General features: G+C 66.8%; 16 protein-coding genes. 4 read left to right on the top strand and 12 right to left on the bottom strand.

The genetic code is table 11. From position 1 onward, the window contains the following. The first annotated feature begins 11 nt into the window (after nt 1-11). On the top strand, nt 12-677 hold the full coding sequence (locus ACQP2D_RS13470) for a histone deacetylase (RefSeq protein WP_433684036.1): 666 nt from the start codon (nt 12-14) through the stop codon (nt 675-677). Here ACQP2D_RS13470 and ACQP2D_RS13465 read toward each other — a convergent pair. The 3 genes from ACQP2D_RS13465 to ACQP2D_RS13455 form a co-directional block, all read right to left on the bottom strand. Next, nucleotides 626-1,156, bottom strand: a complete 531-nt coding sequence (locus ACQP2D_RS13465) for a hypothetical protein (protein ID WP_433684035.1) — start codon at nt 1,154-1,156, stop codon at nt 626-628. The two genes, ACQP2D_RS13470 and ACQP2D_RS13465, sit on opposite strands and share 52 nt — an antisense overlap. A gap of 189 nt (nt 1,157-1,345) precedes the next feature. Then, on the bottom strand, nt 1,346-1,720 hold the full coding sequence (locus ACQP2D_RS13460) for a hypothetical protein (RefSeq protein WP_433684034.1): 375 nt from the start codon (nt 1,718-1,720) through the stop codon (nt 1,346-1,348). 32 nt (nt 1,721-1,752) lie between these two features. Next, entirely contained in the window at nt 1,753-3,246 is a 1,494-nt protein-coding gene (locus tag ACQP2D_RS13455; protein ID WP_433684033.1) for a hypothetical protein, read from the bottom strand. A 187-nt stretch (nt 3,247-3,433) separates the two neighbouring features. Between ACQP2D_RS13455 and ACQP2D_RS13450 the strand changes: the two genes are divergently transcribed. Beyond that, the gene (locus tag ACQP2D_RS13450) at nt 3,434-4,228 is read left to right on the top strand and encodes a response regulator (RefSeq protein ID WP_433684032.1); all 795 of its coding nucleotides are present in this window, start codon (nt 3,434-3,436) and stop codon (nt 4,226-4,228) included. A gap of 2 nt (nt 4,229-4,230) precedes the next feature. On the opposite strand, the gene ACQP2D_RS13445 is transcribed toward ACQP2D_RS13450, so the two are convergent. The 3 genes from ACQP2D_RS13445 to ACQP2D_RS13435 form a co-directional block, all read right to left on the bottom strand. Beyond that, entirely contained in the window at nt 4,231-5,355 is a 1,125-nt protein-coding gene (locus ACQP2D_RS13445; protein ID WP_433684031.1) for a ThiF family adenylyltransferase, read from the bottom strand. Then, a complete protein-coding gene (locus ACQP2D_RS13440; protein ID WP_433684030.1) occupies nt 5,352-6,785 on the bottom strand; it encodes a phenylacetate--CoA ligase family protein in 1,434 nt (477 codons plus the stop codon). The genes ACQP2D_RS13445 and ACQP2D_RS13440 overlap by 4 nt, the downstream gene beginning before the upstream one ends. 104 nt (nt 6,786-6,889) lie before the next feature. Then, nucleotides 6,890-10,687 carry a WD40 repeat domain-containing protein gene (locus ACQP2D_RS13435; protein ID WP_433684029.1) on the bottom strand — a complete coding sequence of 1,266 codons (3,798 nt, stop codon included), beginning with the start codon at nt 10,685-10,687 and terminating at the stop codon, nt 6,890-6,892. A gap of 136 nt (nt 10,688-10,823) precedes the next feature. On the opposite strand from ACQP2D_RS13435, the gene ACQP2D_RS13430 reads away from it, so the two are divergent. After that, nucleotides 10,824-11,114: a hypothetical protein gene (locus ACQP2D_RS13430; protein WP_433684028.1), complete on the top strand. Its 291-nt coding sequence runs from the start codon at nt 10,824-10,826 to the stop codon at nt 11,112-11,114. A 22-nt stretch (nt 11,115-11,136) separates the two neighbouring features. Next, a complete protein-coding gene (locus tag ACQP2D_RS13425) occupies nt 11,137-11,535 on the top strand; it encodes a VOC family protein (RefSeq protein WP_433684027.1) in 399 nt (132 codons plus the stop codon). Here the strand turns inward: ACQP2D_RS13425 and ACQP2D_RS13420 are convergent. From ACQP2D_RS13420 to dapF, 6 genes are all read right to left on the bottom strand, one after another. Beyond that, nucleotides 11,532-11,999 carry a hypothetical protein gene (locus ACQP2D_RS13420; protein ID WP_433684026.1) on the bottom strand — a complete coding sequence of 156 codons (468 nt, stop codon included), beginning with the start codon at nt 11,997-11,999 and terminating at the stop codon, nt 11,532-11,534. The two genes, ACQP2D_RS13425 and ACQP2D_RS13420, sit on opposite strands and share 4 nt — an antisense overlap. Nucleotides 12,000-12,104: 105 nt before the next feature. Then, nucleotides 12,105-13,250 carry an acyl-CoA dehydrogenase family protein gene (locus ACQP2D_RS13415; RefSeq protein WP_433684025.1) on the bottom strand — a complete coding sequence of 382 codons (1,146 nt, stop codon included), beginning with the start codon at nt 13,248-13,250 and terminating at the stop codon, nt 12,105-12,107. Between the two features lie 267 nt (nt 13,251-13,517). Further along, entirely contained in the window at nt 13,518-14,585 is a 1,068-nt protein-coding gene (locus tag ACQP2D_RS13410) for an alpha/beta hydrolase (RefSeq protein WP_433684024.1), read from the bottom strand. 45 nt (nt 14,586-14,630) lie between these two features. Continuing rightward, nucleotides 14,631-15,530: a lysophospholipid acyltransferase family protein gene (locus ACQP2D_RS13405; RefSeq protein WP_433684023.1), complete on the bottom strand. Its 900-nt coding sequence runs from the start codon at nt 15,528-15,530 to the stop codon at nt 14,631-14,633. Between the two features lie 194 nt (nt 15,531-15,724). Further along, a complete protein-coding gene (gene hflX / locus ACQP2D_RS13400; protein WP_433685638.1) occupies nt 15,725-17,191 on the bottom strand; it encodes a GTPase HflX in 1,467 nt (488 codons plus the stop codon). 741 nt (nt 17,192-17,932) lie between these two features. After that, nucleotides 17,933-18,811, bottom strand: coding sequence for a diaminopimelate epimerase (gene dapF, locus ACQP2D_RS13395; RefSeq protein ID WP_433685637.1), 879 nt, complete (start codon nt 18,809-18,811; stop codon nt 17,933-17,935). Between the last annotated feature and the right edge of the window lie 18 nt (nt 18,812-18,829).

Genomic DNA, 18,829 nt, shown 5'->3' with positions numbered 1-18,829 from the left:
GGACCAGCGCCATGACCGCCACCGTGTGGTACGCGTCCTACGGCTCGAATATGCATATGAGCCGCTTCCGCTGCTACCTCGCCGGAGGCACACCCGATGGCGGCGCGGTGACACTGCCCGGCTGCCGGGACCGGACCGAGCCGCTACGGTCGGTGCCGGTCACGCTGCCCGGCCTGCAATACTTCGCCACCGAATCCCTTACCTGGACCGGCGGCCGAGCCTTCTACGATCCGAATGCCCCCGGCGAAACCGCCGCCCGCGCCCACCTCGTCACCATCGGCCAGTTCTCCGATATCGTCGCCCAGGAGATGTACCGAGCACCCGGCATCGACCTGGACCTCACCGAGGCGATCACCAACGGCCGCCTCACCTTTGGCCCCGGCCGCTACGAGACTCTCATCTGCACAGGCACTTTCGAAGGCCACCCCATACTCACGATCACCGCGCCCTGGCGCTACACCGACCTCCCCGGCAACCCACCCTCGGCCGCCTATATCCGCCATCTCGCGGCGGGCCTCACCGAATCCCACGGCTGGGCCGCTGAGAAGGTCGCCACCTACCTCGCCACCCGTCCCGGTGCGAAGCTCGGCTGGACACCCGGGAGCATCGTCACCCTGCTCAGCGGTCAGGCGACTCGAATGGATGCCGAGACGATCGCGCCCTCGCGCACGACGTAGAAGCCCGCGAAGGTCCGGTAGGTGCCGTCGGATTGCCGGGCGGACAGGTGTATGTGGACGGTATCGCCGTCTTCGGCGGTGACGATGACCGCCTCATGATCGGTGGTGGCCAGGCCATCGACGAAATCGTCGTAGCTGGAGTCGAGATTGCGGCCACCGAGCGCCCATGCCTGCGCATAGTCGCGGCGGTTGATCGCGTCGAAATAGGCGTAAACGACTGCGGCGGAGGCGGATACGGCTGCCACGACGGTACTCCGCGGCATGCTGGTCGTCGGCGAACTGGTCGTCGGCGCTGCCGAGGTGCGCGCGCCGAGCGCTTCCACCACGGTCACCGTGGCAGCGCTCGGCGTCGTGGACGGCCCCGACCGGCCGCCGGACAGGGTGAGCACGAGGACAACCGAGACCGCGGTGACGACCGCCGCCAGCAGCCGTACCGGCGCACTCGCGAAAATCCTTTTGGGAGGGTGCTTCTCGGGCACCGATGCCGGAGCAGTGAGGTTCGCGCCGCAGCCGGTGCAGAACCGGCGCGCGGTATCGGCCGGTTCGCGTCCACAGTTCCAGCACAGTTGCGCCCCGCAGGAGGTGCAGTGTCGCTGCCAGGTCCCGGGGAGCGGGCCTCGGCATTTCCAGCATGTCGACATCAGAACCGCCGAGTGCTCCCGCGTCGCTCAGCCACCGAGGATCGAGCTGGCGGCGGCCTCCAGCGCCGTCACCACCCCGGCCAGCGAGCCGATGCCGACGACCGCCCGGCTCACGGCGTGCAGCAGCCCGACGAGTAGATGCCGGTTCGGGCGGTCCTTTCCGGCCTCCGCGCGAGCCTGTTCGACGGCGGCGACGATATCGTCGCGGTCCTCCGATCCCTCGGTGGCGGCGCAGATGACGCTCAGCAGATCGGTCAGGGCAGCACGGAGTTCGGGCAGCGTCGTCGGCGTCGCCGCATGGCGGGGGCCATTGGTATTGGTGACCGTCGCATCGCGGCCGCCGATCGCCGATCCCGACAGCCGCGCATTACCGCCGATGGTGACTCCGGTGTTCTTGTCCATGGGTGCCTTCCTGTACCGATACGGGGTTGGTCTCACTGCTCGGCCGCGCCGCTGGCCGCCGCGTTCACCGTCGTCGCCGTGGCGGCGCCGATGGAGGAATTCAGTAGCGTCGCATCGCCGCTGATGGTCACGCTGTTATTGGTGATCTGTTCGCCGCGCCGCAACAACTCATCGGGATCGATGTTCTTCTCCACCAGGAAGGCGGCCAGCGTCTCGAAGATCCGCTTCTCCAGGATCTTGGTGTACATCTCCTGGTCGAGCAGTTGGAAGTAGCGGTGGTAGCCGATCGACCTGCCGCGCTTATCGGTGCGCAGATCGCTGGCCGCCTCCCGGATGCTCAGCAGCGCACCGTGATCGAAGGTGAACACCTGGCTGATCTCGTTGTGCTGGCGCGCCAGTTTCCGGCGTCGCCGCACGTCGGCCAGGGTTTGGTAGAGCACATTCGGCACCGCGCGCAGCCACATCCGGGGCAGCCGGAGCAGGCTGCGCCACAGCAGTTTCAGCAGTTGACGCGGGCGCGGGCGCAAGAGCAGTTCATCGATTTCGTGGTAGGCCACGCGCAGCGGCGGCACCATGCAATAGGTGGATTCCACGAACAGCGAGGTAGAGCTCGCGGCCAGCCGCAGAAAGCCCGACCACGCCAGTTCGCCGTCCCAGCCGATGATTTCGGTGGTCAGATAGGGGCGGGCGCGATCCTCCGGCGCGACCATCAGAGCTTCGATCGTGGACTCCGCAACCCGGTCGAGGGGTCGACCGAGCGGGTCCGGCAGGAAGCGCCGGTCGTGATGAATATCGTTGCCATTGACGAACAACCTGTTGTAGACGTCGAGATTCGGCACATCGAGCTGGGCGATCTGCTTGCGCAGCCGTTCATTGAGTTCGGTGACGGTGAAGTCCTGGATCGGCGCGTCGCCATCCTTCGGCTTGGTGATATCCAATGCCATCGACCACGCGCCGAGCGGAAACCCGTGCCCGAGAAACGGCTGATAGCCGTGGTACACCGTGACATTGCCGCCCGCGTACGCCGCCACATGCTCGATCTCGTCGCGGACCGCCGCCAGATGCGGCTCCGGTGCGCGCGCCGCCCTGAAAACGCCGCGCCGCAGTGCATGTGCGGTCTTTCCCCAGCGGGCGGCGTACGCCTCGATGAATACCGCCGCCCAGGCGAGCACCATGGCGAACAGCGCCAACTTCGACAACAGCCCGAACGGATTGACGATATTCAGATAGGTCAGCGCGGCACCGGGCTCGACGCCGACGAATTGGTTGCCGATCACCAACAGCAGCACCGCGACCAGCCCGAGATCGCGGACCAGATGCCGGGTCCGCGCGGCCACCGCGTGTTTGGCCACCGCGACCAGATCGACACCGGGTGAGCGTGCGACCGATCGCAGCGGTTCTTCCAACACCTTCTCGACCACCTCGGTGGCGAGAGCACTGTCCAGATGGACAGCGGCGCAAAGGTACCGGGTAGCCTCGTCACGACGCAGCGGACCGGGACCGGTCGGCTGCGTCCTCCCCTCCACAGGATCCACTCGGCGCGAGAGCGCCCCACAGTTCCCACAGAACGCGTAGTCATCGGGGTTTGTATGGTCACACTCTGGACATTGCACACCGATAGCCAAACATTTGACAGGGGCGGTTTCCTGGAAATTCACTGTGCTGTACCGCAATTCGCCTGCACGCCGCGACGGCGAGTGTAAGAATCACCCGATGAGCCTGGGTGCGGGCAAGATCTTGCCCGAGCAGGAACTGATGCGCCTGCGAATACTGGTGGCCTCGCCACTGGGCCGGGTGATCGAACCGGTCCTGAAACAGGCATTCGCCGGTTCGACCGTCGCGGTGGCCCTCGACCGGCACGCCGTGCGGCGCGAGGTCGTACACCAGGTCCGCTTCGACGTGGTGATCACCGATCTGATCTGGAACGATCCCGCGCTGGAGTACAGCTTCGACGGCTTGGACGTCCTGGATATGCTCGGCTCCGCACAACGCCATGCCGCGGTGCTGATGGCGGCACAGGGGCACAGCATGGAGCGCGACCACTTGGACGAGGCGTTGCTCCGAGCTTCGGAGCTGGCCGGTTTCTACTCGAAATCGACTGGCGTCCCGGCATTGCTGGAGGCGATTCCCCCGGCGGCCACCGGAAGACGGCCGCAGCTGGAGCCGCCGCCCGCCACCCCGCCCCCGCTGTACCAGCTGTTCCAGGGACAGCGCGGCGAGACCGCAGCGCGCCTGGCCGGTGCCATCGCCGCGGGGCGCGCCACCGACGCCGGATCATTGGCCAGAGCGGCCCGGGTCGGTCTCAATACCGCCAATAAGGTGGCCAGCGTGTATATCGGGCCGATCGTGCTCGAACGCGGCGAACACGATGCCGAACTGCCGCTCACCGCGAACGCGATCTATCGCTGGTGCGGCGTGCACGCCCACTATCTGCTCAGCTGGTGCCGCCGCAACGGCCACGGCGACGTGCTGACCTCCGATCCGCCAGCACCGTCGCCGCGGAGCTGACCTCATCCGGTGCGCATAGCGGCCCGGAATTCGGTCTCATCGAGGGTGTTCCAGCGTTGTGTCTCGGTTGCCGCCGCACCCAGCAGCAATTCGTCGAGGTCCACCCGATAACGGCCGGAGCGCAGGCCGGCGCCACCGGCGATCAGGCGCGCGGCCAGTGCGCCGACCGCACCGGCCATGGCGGCCGCGGTCCCGAGCTGCGGCCAGGTCGGCAGTGTGCGCCCCACCTGGGTGAGCGAATAGCGCAGTCGCGGCGTGAGCCGACTGCCGACGATAGCGTCGACCAGACGTAGTCGGTTGACCGGATCGCCGAGTTCGGCGAGTGACCAGTGTGCCGCGAATTCGGCGCGGCCGTGCAGGATCGGATACGCCGGGTCGAGGTCATAGCGTTCGATATCGAGCAGCACATTGTCGCCGTTATCGGTGACCATGACGACCGGGATCCGGGCGGCCTTCGCCCGGCGTCGGATATCGAATTTCATGGGCAGGTCGTCCATTTCCTCCAGCAGCACGGTCAAGCGGTCGATGCCGTGTCCGCCGAGAAAGTCGTCGGCGAGCTCGGGTGTGTAGCCGTGTGGGAAGGCATCGATCCGGGTGTACGGGTCGATCTCGAGGGTGCGGCGTTGCGCCAGCGTCAGTTTCGGCGCGTCCAGATCGCAGACCGAGGCGGCCAGCCGGTTCAGATTCGTGACGCCGAGGGTGTCGCGGTCGGCGAGGCGGAAACGCCGCGCGCCGGTCAGCGAGCAGACCGACAGGGCCGCGGCGCCGACGCTGAGTCCGGCGATGCCGATCAAGGCCGCCGACCAGGTCCGCTGCTCCTCGGTATCGACCAGGAATCGGTTGCGAGCCGTGCGCAGCCGCCAGAAGAGTTCGGCGTCGGGCAGTTTCACCAGCGTCCGACGCCAGGGAAAAGCAACATAGCGGACTGCCGGTTCGCCACGGCGCAGCGCGGTAATGCGATTCGCCAGTTCGGCGCGGGCCTCGGGAGTGGGGGCGGCTAGGTGGGGATGGTCGATGGCGACCAGGTCGGGCAGGCAGCCGTCCCACGCGTCGACATGGCGGAAGCCCGCGTCGAGCAATTCCGCGATCCGTGCCGAATCCGTTGTCGGGTGCAGTATCTCGATCATGCCGCGCGCTCCGTCCAGCGGTGTTTGATATCGGCCTCGAATCCGGCCGATGCGAAGGGATGCAGGCTGACCTCGGGTTCGGCGTCCGCGCCGAGAGTCCGATGCAGCCGTCGGTATTCGGAATTGGTGCGTTCGAGCGCATCGACCACCGCGCGCCGCAGCCGCACCTGGAAATCCTCGATCGGCTGCGCGCCCGCCCGCAGTTCGACCCGCAGGGTGAGGGTCTGCTCGAACTGCCGACCGATCCTGGTGGCGAGCACGAACTTTCCGGTCACGGTCGGGGCGATATCGGGATGTTCCAATGCCGTTCGGATGCTGTCGGGGTAGATCTTCAGCGCGTAGAACGAAGCGGAGACGTCGGTGCGCCGGTGCAGCGCCAGGAACCGGCAGGAATCGGTCGACGTAGCGATCGGTATGTCGTTGTCGCCGACCAGATCCGCGAGTTCGGTGGCCGAATACAGCCTGCCCTGATCGTTGATGCGATAGCGCACCAGCGGAACCGCGGTATCGGCGGTGAACAGAAAACGCTGCTCGGCATCGACTTCGGCGAAGCGGTAGTCGGTATCGTATTCGACCAGGGTGGGCTGGATTTCGTCCGGGCCGAACAATGCCGCGCCCACCGCCCGCTGTCGCTGGGCCAACCGGCGCACCGCGATGGTGGTCGCGGTCTCGTGCCCCATGATGCCCGCGTCCGCGGTGCCGTAGATCAGGCAGGTCGCGGTGGGGTCGCCCGATTTGCCGATTCGCCGCAGCACCCAGTCGCGCCAGTGCTCGCTGATCGCCTCCCCCGCCAACAGGATTCGCAGATCCTGGCGCAGTACCTCATCAGGGGCGCGGTCCAGCACATCCTTGACGAACGGCGGATATCCAGCGAGCACCACTTGGTCGTAGCGCGGGCCGAGGGCGGCGATATTGTCGAGGATCGCCTCGGCGTCGATGCCGGGTGCGATGACCGAGAGCCGATGGCCGCGGCGGCGCAGCATCAGCGCGCCGGTGTAGGTGTAGGTGCCGCCGATCCAGTTGCCCATGGCGAAGCCGATCACCAGCAGCGTAGAGCGGCGGTCGGATCGGAAGCACTGCTGGAAGATTCGCGCGTACAGTTCCGCGCTCTCGTCGAGGGCGGCGATATCGCGCGGCCAGTAGGTCGGGCGGCCGGTGGAGCCGGAACTCGTCGACCACGTTCCGGCCCTGGTGATATCGCCGCGCCAGACGAGCGCGTCCAGTGGGTATCGGTGCAGATAGTTGTCCTTGGTCATCGCGGGCACAGTGGCGAAGTCGGCGAGGGTGTGGATATCGGCGGGGCGCACGCCGTGCGCGGCAAGGAAATCCGCGTAGGCGGGCACCTGACGGGCGGCGCGATGGAAGACGCCGAGGGCGCGGTGGAAGCCGGGCGTCGGGTCCGGCCGCACCGTGGGCAGAGGTATCGACATGATGGTTGTCCTTGATCGGAGATGGTGCTCCGCAATCGTCCGACCTGCGATAACGCGGGACGGAACAGTCCATACAAGGTCCATACAGCCGCTGCGCGGCGGGTTCAGCGTGTCGAACAGAGCGGTCGGGATGCGACGCCGGGCAGGTAGCGCTGCCACTCCGCCGTGCTGAGACCGGTGCTGCCGCTATCGCACAGCTGCGCGGCGACGCGGTCGGGATCTGTCATCCACAGGCGCACGACCTTATCGGGACCCGCGCCGATGAGCAGCTGACCGTCCAGTCCGTAGCCGGCGTCATTGACCCGGCCGACGTAGGCGGTCAGCACCGCGACCCGGCGTGGCTCATCAGGGTCGATGACATCCCAGACCCAGATATCGCTGCCCTCACCGCCGCCGACGACGTAGCGGCCGTCGGGGCTGAAGTTCACCGTGATCACCGGATCGGGCGGTCCCTCGAGAGTGCCCAGATGCCTGGGCTCTTCTGGATCGGACACATCGAACAGCCGGGCCGTATGGTCGGCGCTGCCCGCGACGATCCGCTTGTCCTGCGGGCTGAAGGCCACCGAGGAGACGTCGTTGTCGAAGCCGGTGAGCGACGGCAATTCCCGTGGTGGTGCGCCGCGCTGGCCGATATCCCACATCCGCACGACGTCGTCGGTGGTGGGGATGGCGAGCAGGGTGCCGCCCGGGTCGATCGCGACCAGATTCGGCAGCGCCGGTTTCACGTCGATGGGTGCGATGAGCCGTGGGGCGTTGAGGTCGCCGACATCCCACAGTGTCGCAATGGAATTGTCCTGCCCGACGACCGCGAGCACCGATCCGTCCGGGCTGAAGGCGATCGCGGCCACGATGCCCTCGACCGCTCGGATCGGTTGCGCCAGCATCCTCGGCCGCTGTGGGTCGCGGACGTCCCAGAGATAGATGTGGCCGGTGCGGGTGCCGATGGCGGCGCGGGTGCCGTCGGCGGAGAACGCCACGGCGCCGCAGGTCTTTTCGCCGTCGCCCACCCCGAGCGGCGGGTAGCCGACCGGTGCGGCCGGATCGGTGATATCCCAGATGCGCGGATGGCTGTCCCCGGCACCGGTTCCGGTGAGGAAGCGGGTGCCGCTGCGGTCGAACGGTGTCTGGTAGATCGTGCTCTGCGCGCCGCGCAGTACCGGACCTGGGAGTGGCCACAGGTGCGTCACCCCGGTCTCGTCACCGGTGATGACCATCCGTCCGCCCAGTGCGTAGCGCACCGAGACCACGATCGCCAGATTCGGCAGGATCATCTCCGGGTCGCTCGATTCGGTGGTGTCGAGTCTCCAGATGCGGGTGCTGTGATCGGAACTGCTCACCGCGAGTCGCGATCCGTCGGGACTGAAGGTCAGATCGTTGATGTAGCTGTCGAATCCGCGCAATCTGGGCAACTCCCGCGGCGCGGTCGGATCGTCGAGTCGCCAGCGCAGCACTTCGCGGGATCTGCCGCCCGCGACAAGGGTTCTGCTGTCGGGACCGAACCGCACCGCGAGCGCCTGCGCCGTCGAACCATCTGCCGGCCGGTCATAGACCTGTTCGGCCGCCGTGCCGGTGAGTCGCCAGATCCGCAGCGACGCTTCTGGTCCCGCCGCCGCGAGCAGTGTGCCGTCGGGGCTGTACGCCGCCACCGGGAATCCGGCGGGCAATGCGAGCGCGGGCAATGCGACCGGGTGAGTCGGATCGGCGATATCCCATCTGGCGACTGCGGTATCGGTCGTGCCCGCGGCGAGTTGGTGCCGGTCCGGGCTGAATACCACCCCCGTATAGGTGACATCCGAAGTTTGCACCATCGAAAGCTGGTGCGGTGCACGGGGATCGGCGATACTCCACAGCTCGATCCGACCTGCGGTGATCCTGGCGAGTACATCGTCGCCCGGACCGATTTCCAGCATCATCGGCTGCGGCCCCGGCGAGCCCGCTGGCGCCGGAATCCGGCCGACCTCAGTTGCCGGGGTGACGCCGCCGCGCACCCGGTACAGGGTGACCGTCGCGTCGACCGCGCCGATAGCCAGGAGCGTGCCGCCGGAATCGGTGGCGACGACCGTGCGGCCTTCACGCGGCCCGACCAACCGAACCGGAGTGTGCACGGCGGTCGAATCCAGCAGCGCCGAGCGCGCTTCCAGCGTCGGCTCGACCCGATACGCCGCCAAGGCCAGTTGCGCGGACAACGCGGGATCCTTGTCCCGCAATCGAACCGCCTGCAGAGCGATCTGCCGGGACATCGCGTTATCGCGCGCCCGCGCTGCGCTCTGCTGCTGGGTGTAGGCCGCGAGGGCCAGTACCAGCGCCACCACGGAGGCCATCGCCAGCGCCGCCACCAGCCGCTGCAGTATGCGGGTGCGGCGACGTTGGGCGCGGATCGCCGCCTCCTGTTCGGCGGAGCTGGCGGCGAGGTAGTCGCGTTCGCGCTGATTCAGGTCGCGGTGATGGCCGCCGGTGCTCGCCCACTCCTGTACCAGGGGCAGTCGCGCCGGGCCGAGCAGTTCACCCGGGTCGCAACCGCTGTCGTACCAGACCTGGGCGGCATGGGTGAGCCTGCGATGCACGATCAGGCCGCCGCGATCGCTGTCGACCCAGTCCGACAACCGATCCCATGCGCCGATGATCGCCTCGTGCGTGATCTCGACCGTCTCCTCCTCACAGGTGAGCAGGCGCTGGGCACAGAATCGGTCGATCACGGTATTGACGTCGGCGGCGGTGTCGGCGGCGAAGAACAATTCCGAACGATGCACCCGCCGCCGGGTCACGCTCTCCTCGTCGATGGTCACCAATCGCAGGAAAGTGCGCCGCGCGATCTGCCGCTGCGAGCCGGTGAGCCCGGCATAGACGGCATCGGCACTGTGCTGGATCGCACCCGCTATCCGACCCGCCGCGGTGTAGTCGAGCACGGTCATCCGCCGTCGCGTGCCGCGCTGCCAGGTCTGCAGCAGTGCGTGCGACAACAGCGGTAGGGCGCCCGCGTCGTGCGCCGCGCGGGACCCGTGCGGCGCGAGTTCGAGCATCAGCAGTTGGACCAGGTCCTCGTCGACGGTCCACCCCGCCTTGCGCGCGGGTTCGACGATTACCTCGCGCACGCCCTCGCTGCTCAGCGGCCGGACCAGCACCGCATTCCCGCTCAGCGCATCGTGCAGTACCGATTCCTCGGCGGCGTGCCGATAGAAGTCGGCGCGCAGGCCGAGCACGAAAACCGTTCGAACACTTTCGTGGTCGGCAATCGCCTCCAGGAACTCTGCCCGCCGCAGCTGATCCTGGCACTGGGTCCAGGTCTCCTCGAACTGATCGAGCACCAGGACCTCGACGTCGGCGCGGTCGCGCAGTGCGGCCATCGGATCCGCGCCGGGCAGCGCGACACCAGCAGTGAGTCCCTCCTCCCGCAGTGCGGGCAGCAGACCCGCCGATAGCAGGGAGGATTTGCCGGATCCGGACGCACCGATGACGAACAGGATGCGCGGTCGCCCCCGTGCGCGCAGCAGCGCCTCGACCTTGCCCACCAACATCGTGGTCAGCTCGGTGCGCCCGAAAAACCAACCGGCATCATCGAATCGGAACGGTTCCAGTCCGCGGTACGGGCTCTCGTCATCGCGGCGCCGCCGCCCCGTTGTGCCGCGAACCCGGCGCACCGCGGTCAGCCATGGCTCCTGCTCCGCCCGCGTATCGAGGCCGCAAACGGTGAGAACCGCGCGGAACATCTTCTCATTGGCGTCGGTCGGAACATGTTGTCCCGCAAACCATCCGCTGAGTGTGCCCTGTGGGCATCCGGAAAGTTCCACGGTCTGACGGACGGTCAGCTCCGCCGCGATCCGCAATGCCGACAGTGCGCTGGCGAATTCTTCGCGAGTTCGAATTGCCGTGGGATCGAGCCCCCCGGCCCACCCTCCTACCACGCACTGACCATAGGGATTCCGCACGCGCGGCCGAAAGAGTCGTACGGACCTTGTATTGACTACTACCGGCCCTGCTTTCGCTGGTCACACCATGTACATCGGGCCCGATCCACCCCCGAGTCGATAGGAGAGTCCATTGACCATCGACCGCACCGAACATTCGATGACCAGCGACCGCACAGTGGAGTTCGCGCATCGGCAGAACCGCGAATATCCGACGCAATGGCGCGTCAGTTGGCTGCCCGATCGCCCGCTGACCGACGATCAGGCCTGGGCCGCAATGGAACTCGCCGAACTCCTGGCCGATCCCGATATCCGTTACGATGCTGTCGCCATGGCGTGCGCGATCCGCTGCGCGGGCCGACTCGGCCTCATCGTCGAACAGGCCATGTTAGCGCTGAACGGCCGAAGAGCCATGCACGGCTGATCAGGCCGGTAGCCTGGCGCACATGCCGGTCGCTCAACTGGGATTGATCTCGCTCGACTGTGCCGAACCGACTGTGCTGGCCGCATTTTGGGCCGCCCTGCTCGGCGGCGAGGTCGTCTACCGTACCGACGATGTGCATATCGTGCATACGGAGCGGGGCGTACTCGCCGCCCTCCGCGTCCCGGACTACACCCCACCGACGTGGCCGAATGGACCGACTCCCAAACACATTCATCTCGATCTGCGCGTCGAGGATCTGGATATCGGCGAGGCGGCGGCCCTGGCACTGGGCGCCCGCCTGTCCGATGCACAGCCGGGGCCGGATCGGTGGCGCGTGCTACTCGATCCGGCCGGTCACCCCTTCTGTCTGACCGCCCATATTCCGTTGCTGCCCTTGGGGCCCCGAGCCGAGGAGCGCTAGTCTGCGACGCCGCCCGCGATGCGCAGGATCTCGTCGACGATCAGCCCGGGCTCGGTGAACATGACGAGATGACCGGAGCGCCGCGCCTCGACCAGCCGACCGTTGGGCAAGGCGGCGGCGGTGCGGCGATGGGCGGCGGTCAGCGCCATCCGAGTCTTCTTGTCCAGCCCTGACAGTTTCGTGCCGGTGATGACGCTGACGTCGAGGGCACCGAGTCCATGTGGCTGCTCGCGCAGCTTTCCCAAACCCTCGGTGAATTGGTCCTGTTCGGCGATCATGATGCGCGCGGCGCGCATCGTGAAGTCCTCGGCGCGATGGTCGGCGGCGATATCGGCGGGTTGCTTACCGCCCATCCGGCTGCCGAGCAGCCGATAGAGTCCGGACCTGGCGACTTCCGTCGATGTCCGCGGAGCTCGCCGTGCCTGCCGCTCGAGCCGCGATGGCCCGCCTACAGGACTGGACAACTTCGGCCGATCATGCAAACCGATTCGCCATCGGGCGGGTCTCGACGGGGAACTCCAGCCGGTGCCGGGGCGAACGCCGCCGACTGGAGTCGAAACCGGCTGCGGTCAGGTCAGTTTCAGCGAACGACCGATGATTTCCTTCATGATCTCGGTAGTGCCGCCGTAGATGGTCTGGACGCGAGCGTCCATGTAGGCCTTCGCGATCGGGTATTCCTTCATATAGCCGTAGCCACCGTGCAGCTGCAGGCAGCGGTCGATGAGGTCGAGCTGTTCCTCGGTGCTCCACCACTTGGCCATCGCGGCATCCTCGACCGAGAGCTTGCCCGCATTGAGATCTTCGATGAAGCGGTCGACCAGGACGCGGACCGCGGTGGTCTTGGTTGCCAGTTCGGCGAGCACGAACCGAGTGTTCTGCAGTGCGCCGATGGGCTTGCCGAACGCCTTGCGGTCGCGGACGTACTGGATGGTCATCTCCAGGCAGGACTCCATGGCCGCGGCCGCCATGACGGCAATGGACAGGCGCTCCTGCGGCAGGTTGTGCATCAGGTGGATGAAGCCCATGCCCTCGGTGCCGAGCAGGTTCTTGCCGGGGACGCGAACGTCGGTGAAGCTCAACTCGGCGGTGTCCTGCGCCTTGAGGCCGAGCTTGTCGAGGTTGCGACCGCGTTCGAAGCCGGGCATACCGCGCTCAACGACGAGCAGGCTGAAGCCCATCGCGCCCTTGGATGGATCGGTCTGCGCGACGACGATGACGATATCGGAGTTGATGCCGTTGGTGATGAAGGTCTTGGCGCCGTTGAGGATCCAGTCGTCGCCGTCCTTCACCGCGCGGGTCTTGATGCCCTGGAGGTCGGAGCCGGTGCCGGGTTCGGTCATGGCGATGGCGGTAATGATTTCGCCGGAACAGAAGCCCGGCAGCCAGCGCTGTTTCTGCTCGTCATTGGCGAGCTCGAGCAGATAAGGCGCGATCACATCGTTGTGCAGGGCGAAGCCGAGACCGGAGTACTGGCCGCGGACGGATTCCTCGGCCACGATCGCGTTGTAGCGGAAGTCCTTCACCCCACCGCCGCCGTACTCCTCCGGCATGGCCATCCCGAGGAATCCCTGTTTACCGGCCTCGAGCCAGACCTCGCGGTCGACAATCCCCTGCTCTTCCCACTTCGCGTGATTCGGCGCGACGTGCTGATCGAGAAACTTGCGGAACGACTCCCGGAACAGCTCATGCTCGGGTTCGAACAGTGTGCGCTCCACACCAACCTCCTAATGACCACCCGGCCGGCCCACACCGACCCATCCTTCCCCCATACGGTACCCGCAACAAGAACCCTCGTTCACTTCCGACCCAAAAATAATGGCCTCACCTGGCCAAGTACCCCCATTCCCCCGAACCAACCGAGATTCCCCACAAACCCCCACCCCCACCGAGCGCCCCACCAATCACCCACCCACCGACAATGATGCAGGAGTGCTCTCTCAGCGTTTGCCCGCATCAGCGCATGGTGATCGTTTGTCCAGGGCTCAGGATGAGAGGCCGAGGCCCTGGGCCAGGACCGGCCAGGAGAATTTGAGGGCGTCTTCCCAGTAGCCCCAGGAGTGGGTTCCCGAGGGTTGGAAATCGTAGGTGGCGGGGATGCCGAGTTGATTGAGGCGGTTCTGCAGGTTGTGGGAGCAGTAGTTGGTCGCGGCTTCGAGTGCGCCGCCGAGGGCGACCTGGTTGGTGAGGCCACCGACGCCGGGGAGGGTATGCGGGCCGTTGAGGGTATCCCACTGGCCGGGCATACCGCTGCCGTCGGAGATGAACAGGTTCAGGCCGCGCAGCTGGTCGGCGTGCACGTACGGGTCATTCGCCGCCCACATCGGATCATCTTGCGGCCCATACATATTCACGGAATCACCGCCACCCACCGCGACCACGGAGTTGACCATGTTGTAGCCAACGGGGTCGGAGATCTGCGCGCAACCGCTGTAGGCGGCAACGGATTTGTACAGACCGGGCGCGGCGATCGGCAGCTGCAGCACCGAAGTGCCCGACATCGACAGGCCCGCGATCGCATTGGTGCCATTCGTGCCGAGGCCGCTGTCGATGAGCGGCGGCAACTCCTGGGTGAGGAAGGTCTTCCACTTGTTGACGCCGAGCTCCGGATCCGGCGCACGCCAGTCGGTGTAGTAGCTCCAGTGCCCGCCGACCGGTGTGATCACATTCACATTCTTGTCGTCGAAGAACTGCGCGGCATCGGTGCGTGCCTGCCAGGTCGCCGAATCCTCCCCGCCGCCGGCGCCATTGAGCAGATACAGGGTCGGTCGCGGAACCGAGGTGTCGGCGGGACGCTGCACCTGGAGCTCGATGTTCTTGTCCATGGCGGCCGAATACACCTGCAGCGTCAGATTGCGGTCGTCCTCGACCGCGACCTCGGCGATATGGGAACCATCGGACGAGCGCGACGAGGCGAGCAGTTTGCCCGAGGAGATGATCGGATCGGCCGAACTGGCAGCGGATGCGAGAAATCCACCAGAGGCGGCCGGAAAGCCCACCAAAACCGCTGCTACACCCGCCACTGCCGCCATTCGCGCTCTCGTACCAACCATTCGGCCAAGGTAGGGAGAGTTACTGAAAAATAACTGAGAGTAGGCTCAGAACAGACTGCGCAGTCGGCCGAACAGGGTGCGACCTGGATCACGCTCGCGCTCGCTGAACAGGAACCGCAGCTCCTCCTCCAGCTCCTTGCGCACCACATCACGCAATTCCACCGCGGCGGCATGCTTATCGACCGCATCCCGCCACGGCGTCGGGTCGATCGGCGCACCGGCGGAGAAATAGAACCGCTCGGGCCGTGGAATTCCGGTCGGGCCGACACCGCGGATGAGCGGTGGGGTCAGTTCGCGATTGAGGCCGAGTGCTTCGACGGCCCAGCGCAGTGGGCGCATGACCGGATGGTCGCCGTCGAAGACGATGTCGTAGGCGTCGTCCACGCCGATCATCGCCACCGGCACGATCGGCGCACCCGCTTCGATCGCCATATGCGCGAAGCCGGAGCGGCCCTCCCATTTGAGGACGTACTTTTCGTTCTTGCGGCGCACCGCTTCTCGGCCACCGCCGGGAAAGACGATGACGGCCTCGCCGCGGGCCAGCAGCGCGAGGCAGTTGCTGCGATTGCCGCGCACCGTCCCGAAGTGGTGCAGCAACTGCCGGATGCCGGGCACATTGATGAGCACATTCTCGGCAAGCCCACGGATCAGCCGCCCGCGACGGCGCAGCACCTCCGGCAGCAACAGCGGCGCATCGATACCGCCCATCAGATTGTGGTTGCCGACCAGCAGGACCGGGCCCTCGGCCGGAATATTCTCCAGGCCGTAGAACCGCGGACTCGTCCACGCGCGCAGCGGCGCGATCAGGGTGTCGAGCACCCGCTTATCGGTGTCGGTGAGCGAAACCGATAGTGGCGCACCGTCACTCAGCACTGGTGTGGCGAGCGACGAATCACCGGAGTGCCGATCACCGGAATCGGCCGCACCGGAGTGGTCATGCGACATGGAACCCTCCTGATGTCGATTCGATGACGATAGCGCAACGAATTCGCCTGTGTCGCACCGGATGTGCCGGGGATGCGCTACCGACCGGCCGGTCCGTGAGCGAACTGGGCAAACACCGGTGTGTCGGCCGCCGCCCAGCCGCCGTCCTCAGCGCGGTGGCCGACTGCTCGCCGGTCGCTGGATGCCACCAGGGCTCAGTGCGAATACCCATTGGTCTCGGTCGAACCCGATCCATCGGTTTGCGACGAACCACCGGCGTGCGCGTACTGCGACAGTGCCGCGGCCAATGCGTGCGGCACGCGCGCGCGGACCCGGGTGCCGCCCTCCTCGTGCTCGGAGGTGGTGATGCGCCCGTCCGCGTGGATGCGGGCGAGCAGATCACCGCGGGTGTACGGCAGCAGCACGCTGATCTCCACATCGAGGCCACCGAGCACCTCGGCAAGGCGCTCGCGCAGTTCGGCGATACCGGCGCCCTTGTGCGCCGATACATAGGAGGCGTCGGGCAGCATGGCGCGCAACCGGGTGAGCTCGACCGGATCAATCGCATCGATCTTGTTGACCACCAACAGTTCCGGCGGCGCTGGCGTGCCCGACTGCTTGATCACATCGGTGATCACCTCGCGGACCGCCTTGATCTGTTCGGCGGGCAGCGAATCGGACCCATCGACCACGTGCAGCAGTAGATCCGCGCCGGTGACTTCCTCCAGGGTGGACCGGAACGCCTCGACCAGCTGGGTCGGCAGATGCCGCACGAAACCGACGGTATCGGTGAAGACGACCTCGCGGCCGTCGTCCAACTCGGCGCGACGCGTGGTCGGATCCAGGGTCGCGAACAGAGCGTCCTGGACCAGCAGGCCCGCGCCGGTGAGCGCGTTCATCAGACTGGATTTGCCCGCATTGGTGTAGCCGACGATCGCCACCGACGGGATACCGCTGGAAGTGCGGCGGGCCCGCTTGGTATCACGTGCGGTCTTCATCTCGCGAATCTCGCGGCGCAGCTTGGCCATTCGCTCGCGGATGCGACGGCGGTCGGTCTCGATCTTGGTCTCACCGGGACCACGCAGACCCACACCGCCACCGTTGCCACCCGCACGACCACCGGCCTGCCGGGACATGGACTCACCCCAACCGCGCAGTCGCGGCAGCATGTATTCCATCTGGGCGAGTGAGACCTGCGCCTTGCCCTCGCTGGAGGTGGCGTGCTGGGCGAAGATGTCCAGGATCAGCGCGGTCCGGTCGATCACCTTGACCTTGACGACCTTCTCCAGCGCGGTCAGCTGTGCCGGTGTCAGTTCACCGTCGCAGATCACCGTATCGGCGCCGCTTTCGAGCACCACGGCGCGCAGTTCGTCGGCCTTGCCGGAGCCGATGTAGGTGGCCGGGTCCGGCTTGTCGCGACGCTGGATCAGACCCTCCAGGACCTCCGAACCCGCCGTCTCGGCCAGCGCGGCCAGTTCGGCCATGCTCGCCTCGGCCTGGGTGGCGCTCCCGGTGGTCCAGACCCCGACCAGCACGACCCGCTCCAGGCGCAGCTGCCGGTACTCGACCTCGGTGATATCGGTGAGCTCGGTGGACAGCCCCGCGACCCGGCGCAGCGAGGAGCGCTCGTCGAGCTGCATCTCGCCGACCGTGGGATCGGCGGTCCACCCGGACCGCTTCATCCGCGCGGCGTGCTCGGCTACTACGTCGCCGGTGTCTTCCGTCGTGTCCTCGACGGCCTCGACGAGGTCGTTGTCGTCGTCAGCCGGAGTGAATTCATAAGTCTTTGATTTCGTCATACAGCATCCATGCTGCCACGCGAGCTCCGGTACGCGCATTCGGTTATTCCTGGACCCGGCCGACGCAGGTGGTTCGCACCCGGTCCGGGCGAGTCGTCGACGTCCACACGTTGTCCGCAGTTCGGCTACCAGAGCACTGTGACCCGAATCCGCAGGTCGCAATTCCCACCGACCTCGGCGCACATCAGAGCGACCGCACAGCACCACCGGATCATCCCCGGGTACCCACTCGGGTCGATTCTCGGCGCGCCTCGCCCGGTGTTCGATCGACGCGTCATCCGGGTGCGGTATGTCGTCGCGCAGCTCAGCGAGTTGGGCGACCACCCTGATCTCGGTCGTAACCTGCTCAGGTCGCCCGCGAAGGTTCGGAAGATGCGGTGTGCACTGATCGGGGGTCGACGCGCCAATGGCCGTACCAGATCGGGATGCTGGTGGCCCCACCACAGCTAACAGGAGACGCACCAGTCGGCATATTGTCGACCCGGTGCGCGGTCTCATCCGGACCGACGCAGGCGACCTCGCCCTCCAGGTGCATCGATCGTCTCCGTTCTCAGCACTGGTTGTGATACCCGGGCACCGCGGAGCACATAGGCCGGTGCGGAACGAGGCGGTGTGACCAGCGAGCTACGCGGTCTCCCACCAGCTTTCGGCAATCCGACCGGTCGCCACCAGTACCGACGGGCCGCGCAACCATGCCGCACCGTCGGCAAGACGGACCGTGACCTCACCGCCGGGTACCCGAACCCGGACCTCCCCGCTATCGGTGGCGATGCGGAAACCGTTGGCGGCCAAGGCGGCCGCCGCGGTAGCGACGGTTCCCGTTCCGCAGGACCGGGTTTCGCCGACACCGCGTTCATAGACGCGCATATCGACCGCGCCGTCGACCAGTCCGGTCACGATCTCGACATTCACGCCGTGCGGGAACAGATCCGGGTCGAATCCCGGGGCGACGCTGAGATCGAGTTTGGCGAGCATGTCGGCGGACAGGCTCGCATCGACACAGGCCAGGTGCGGATTGCCGACATCGATGCCGATACCGGTAAATGCCCAGCCGCCGATGGTGGCGGTCGACGGACCCAATTCGCGCACCATCCCCATGCCCACGGTGACCTCGCCGTTGACCGGCCCGCCACTGTGCACGGTGACCGGACGGGCTCCGGCCCGGCTGCCGACCACGTACTCCGCGCGCGATTCGAGTCCCTGGGCCGCCAGGTAGTGCGCGAACACCCGCACCCCGTTACCGCACATCTCGGCGATCGAGCCGTCGGCATTGCGGTAATCCATGAACCAGTCGGAGTCGGCGACACCCGCCGGGATCTCGGTGAGCACACCGGCATCGCGCAGCGCACCCGCGCGCGCCACCCGCAGCACACCGTCCGCGCCCAGGCCGCGCTGGCGGTCGCACAGCGCGGCCACCCGCGCCGCGGTCAGGTCCAGGCGGACCTGCGGATCGGGCAGCACCACGAAATCGTTCTGGGTGCCGTGGCCCTTGGTGAACTCGATATCCGACACGTCACGCAT

Origin of the sequence: Nocardia sp. CA-119907 (assembly GCF_050955995.1) — a bacterium.
Classification (GTDB): domain Bacteria; phylum Actinomycetota; class Actinomycetes; order Mycobacteriales; family Mycobacteriaceae; genus Nocardia.
This window is presented reverse-complemented; position numbering and strand designations above follow the sequence as displayed.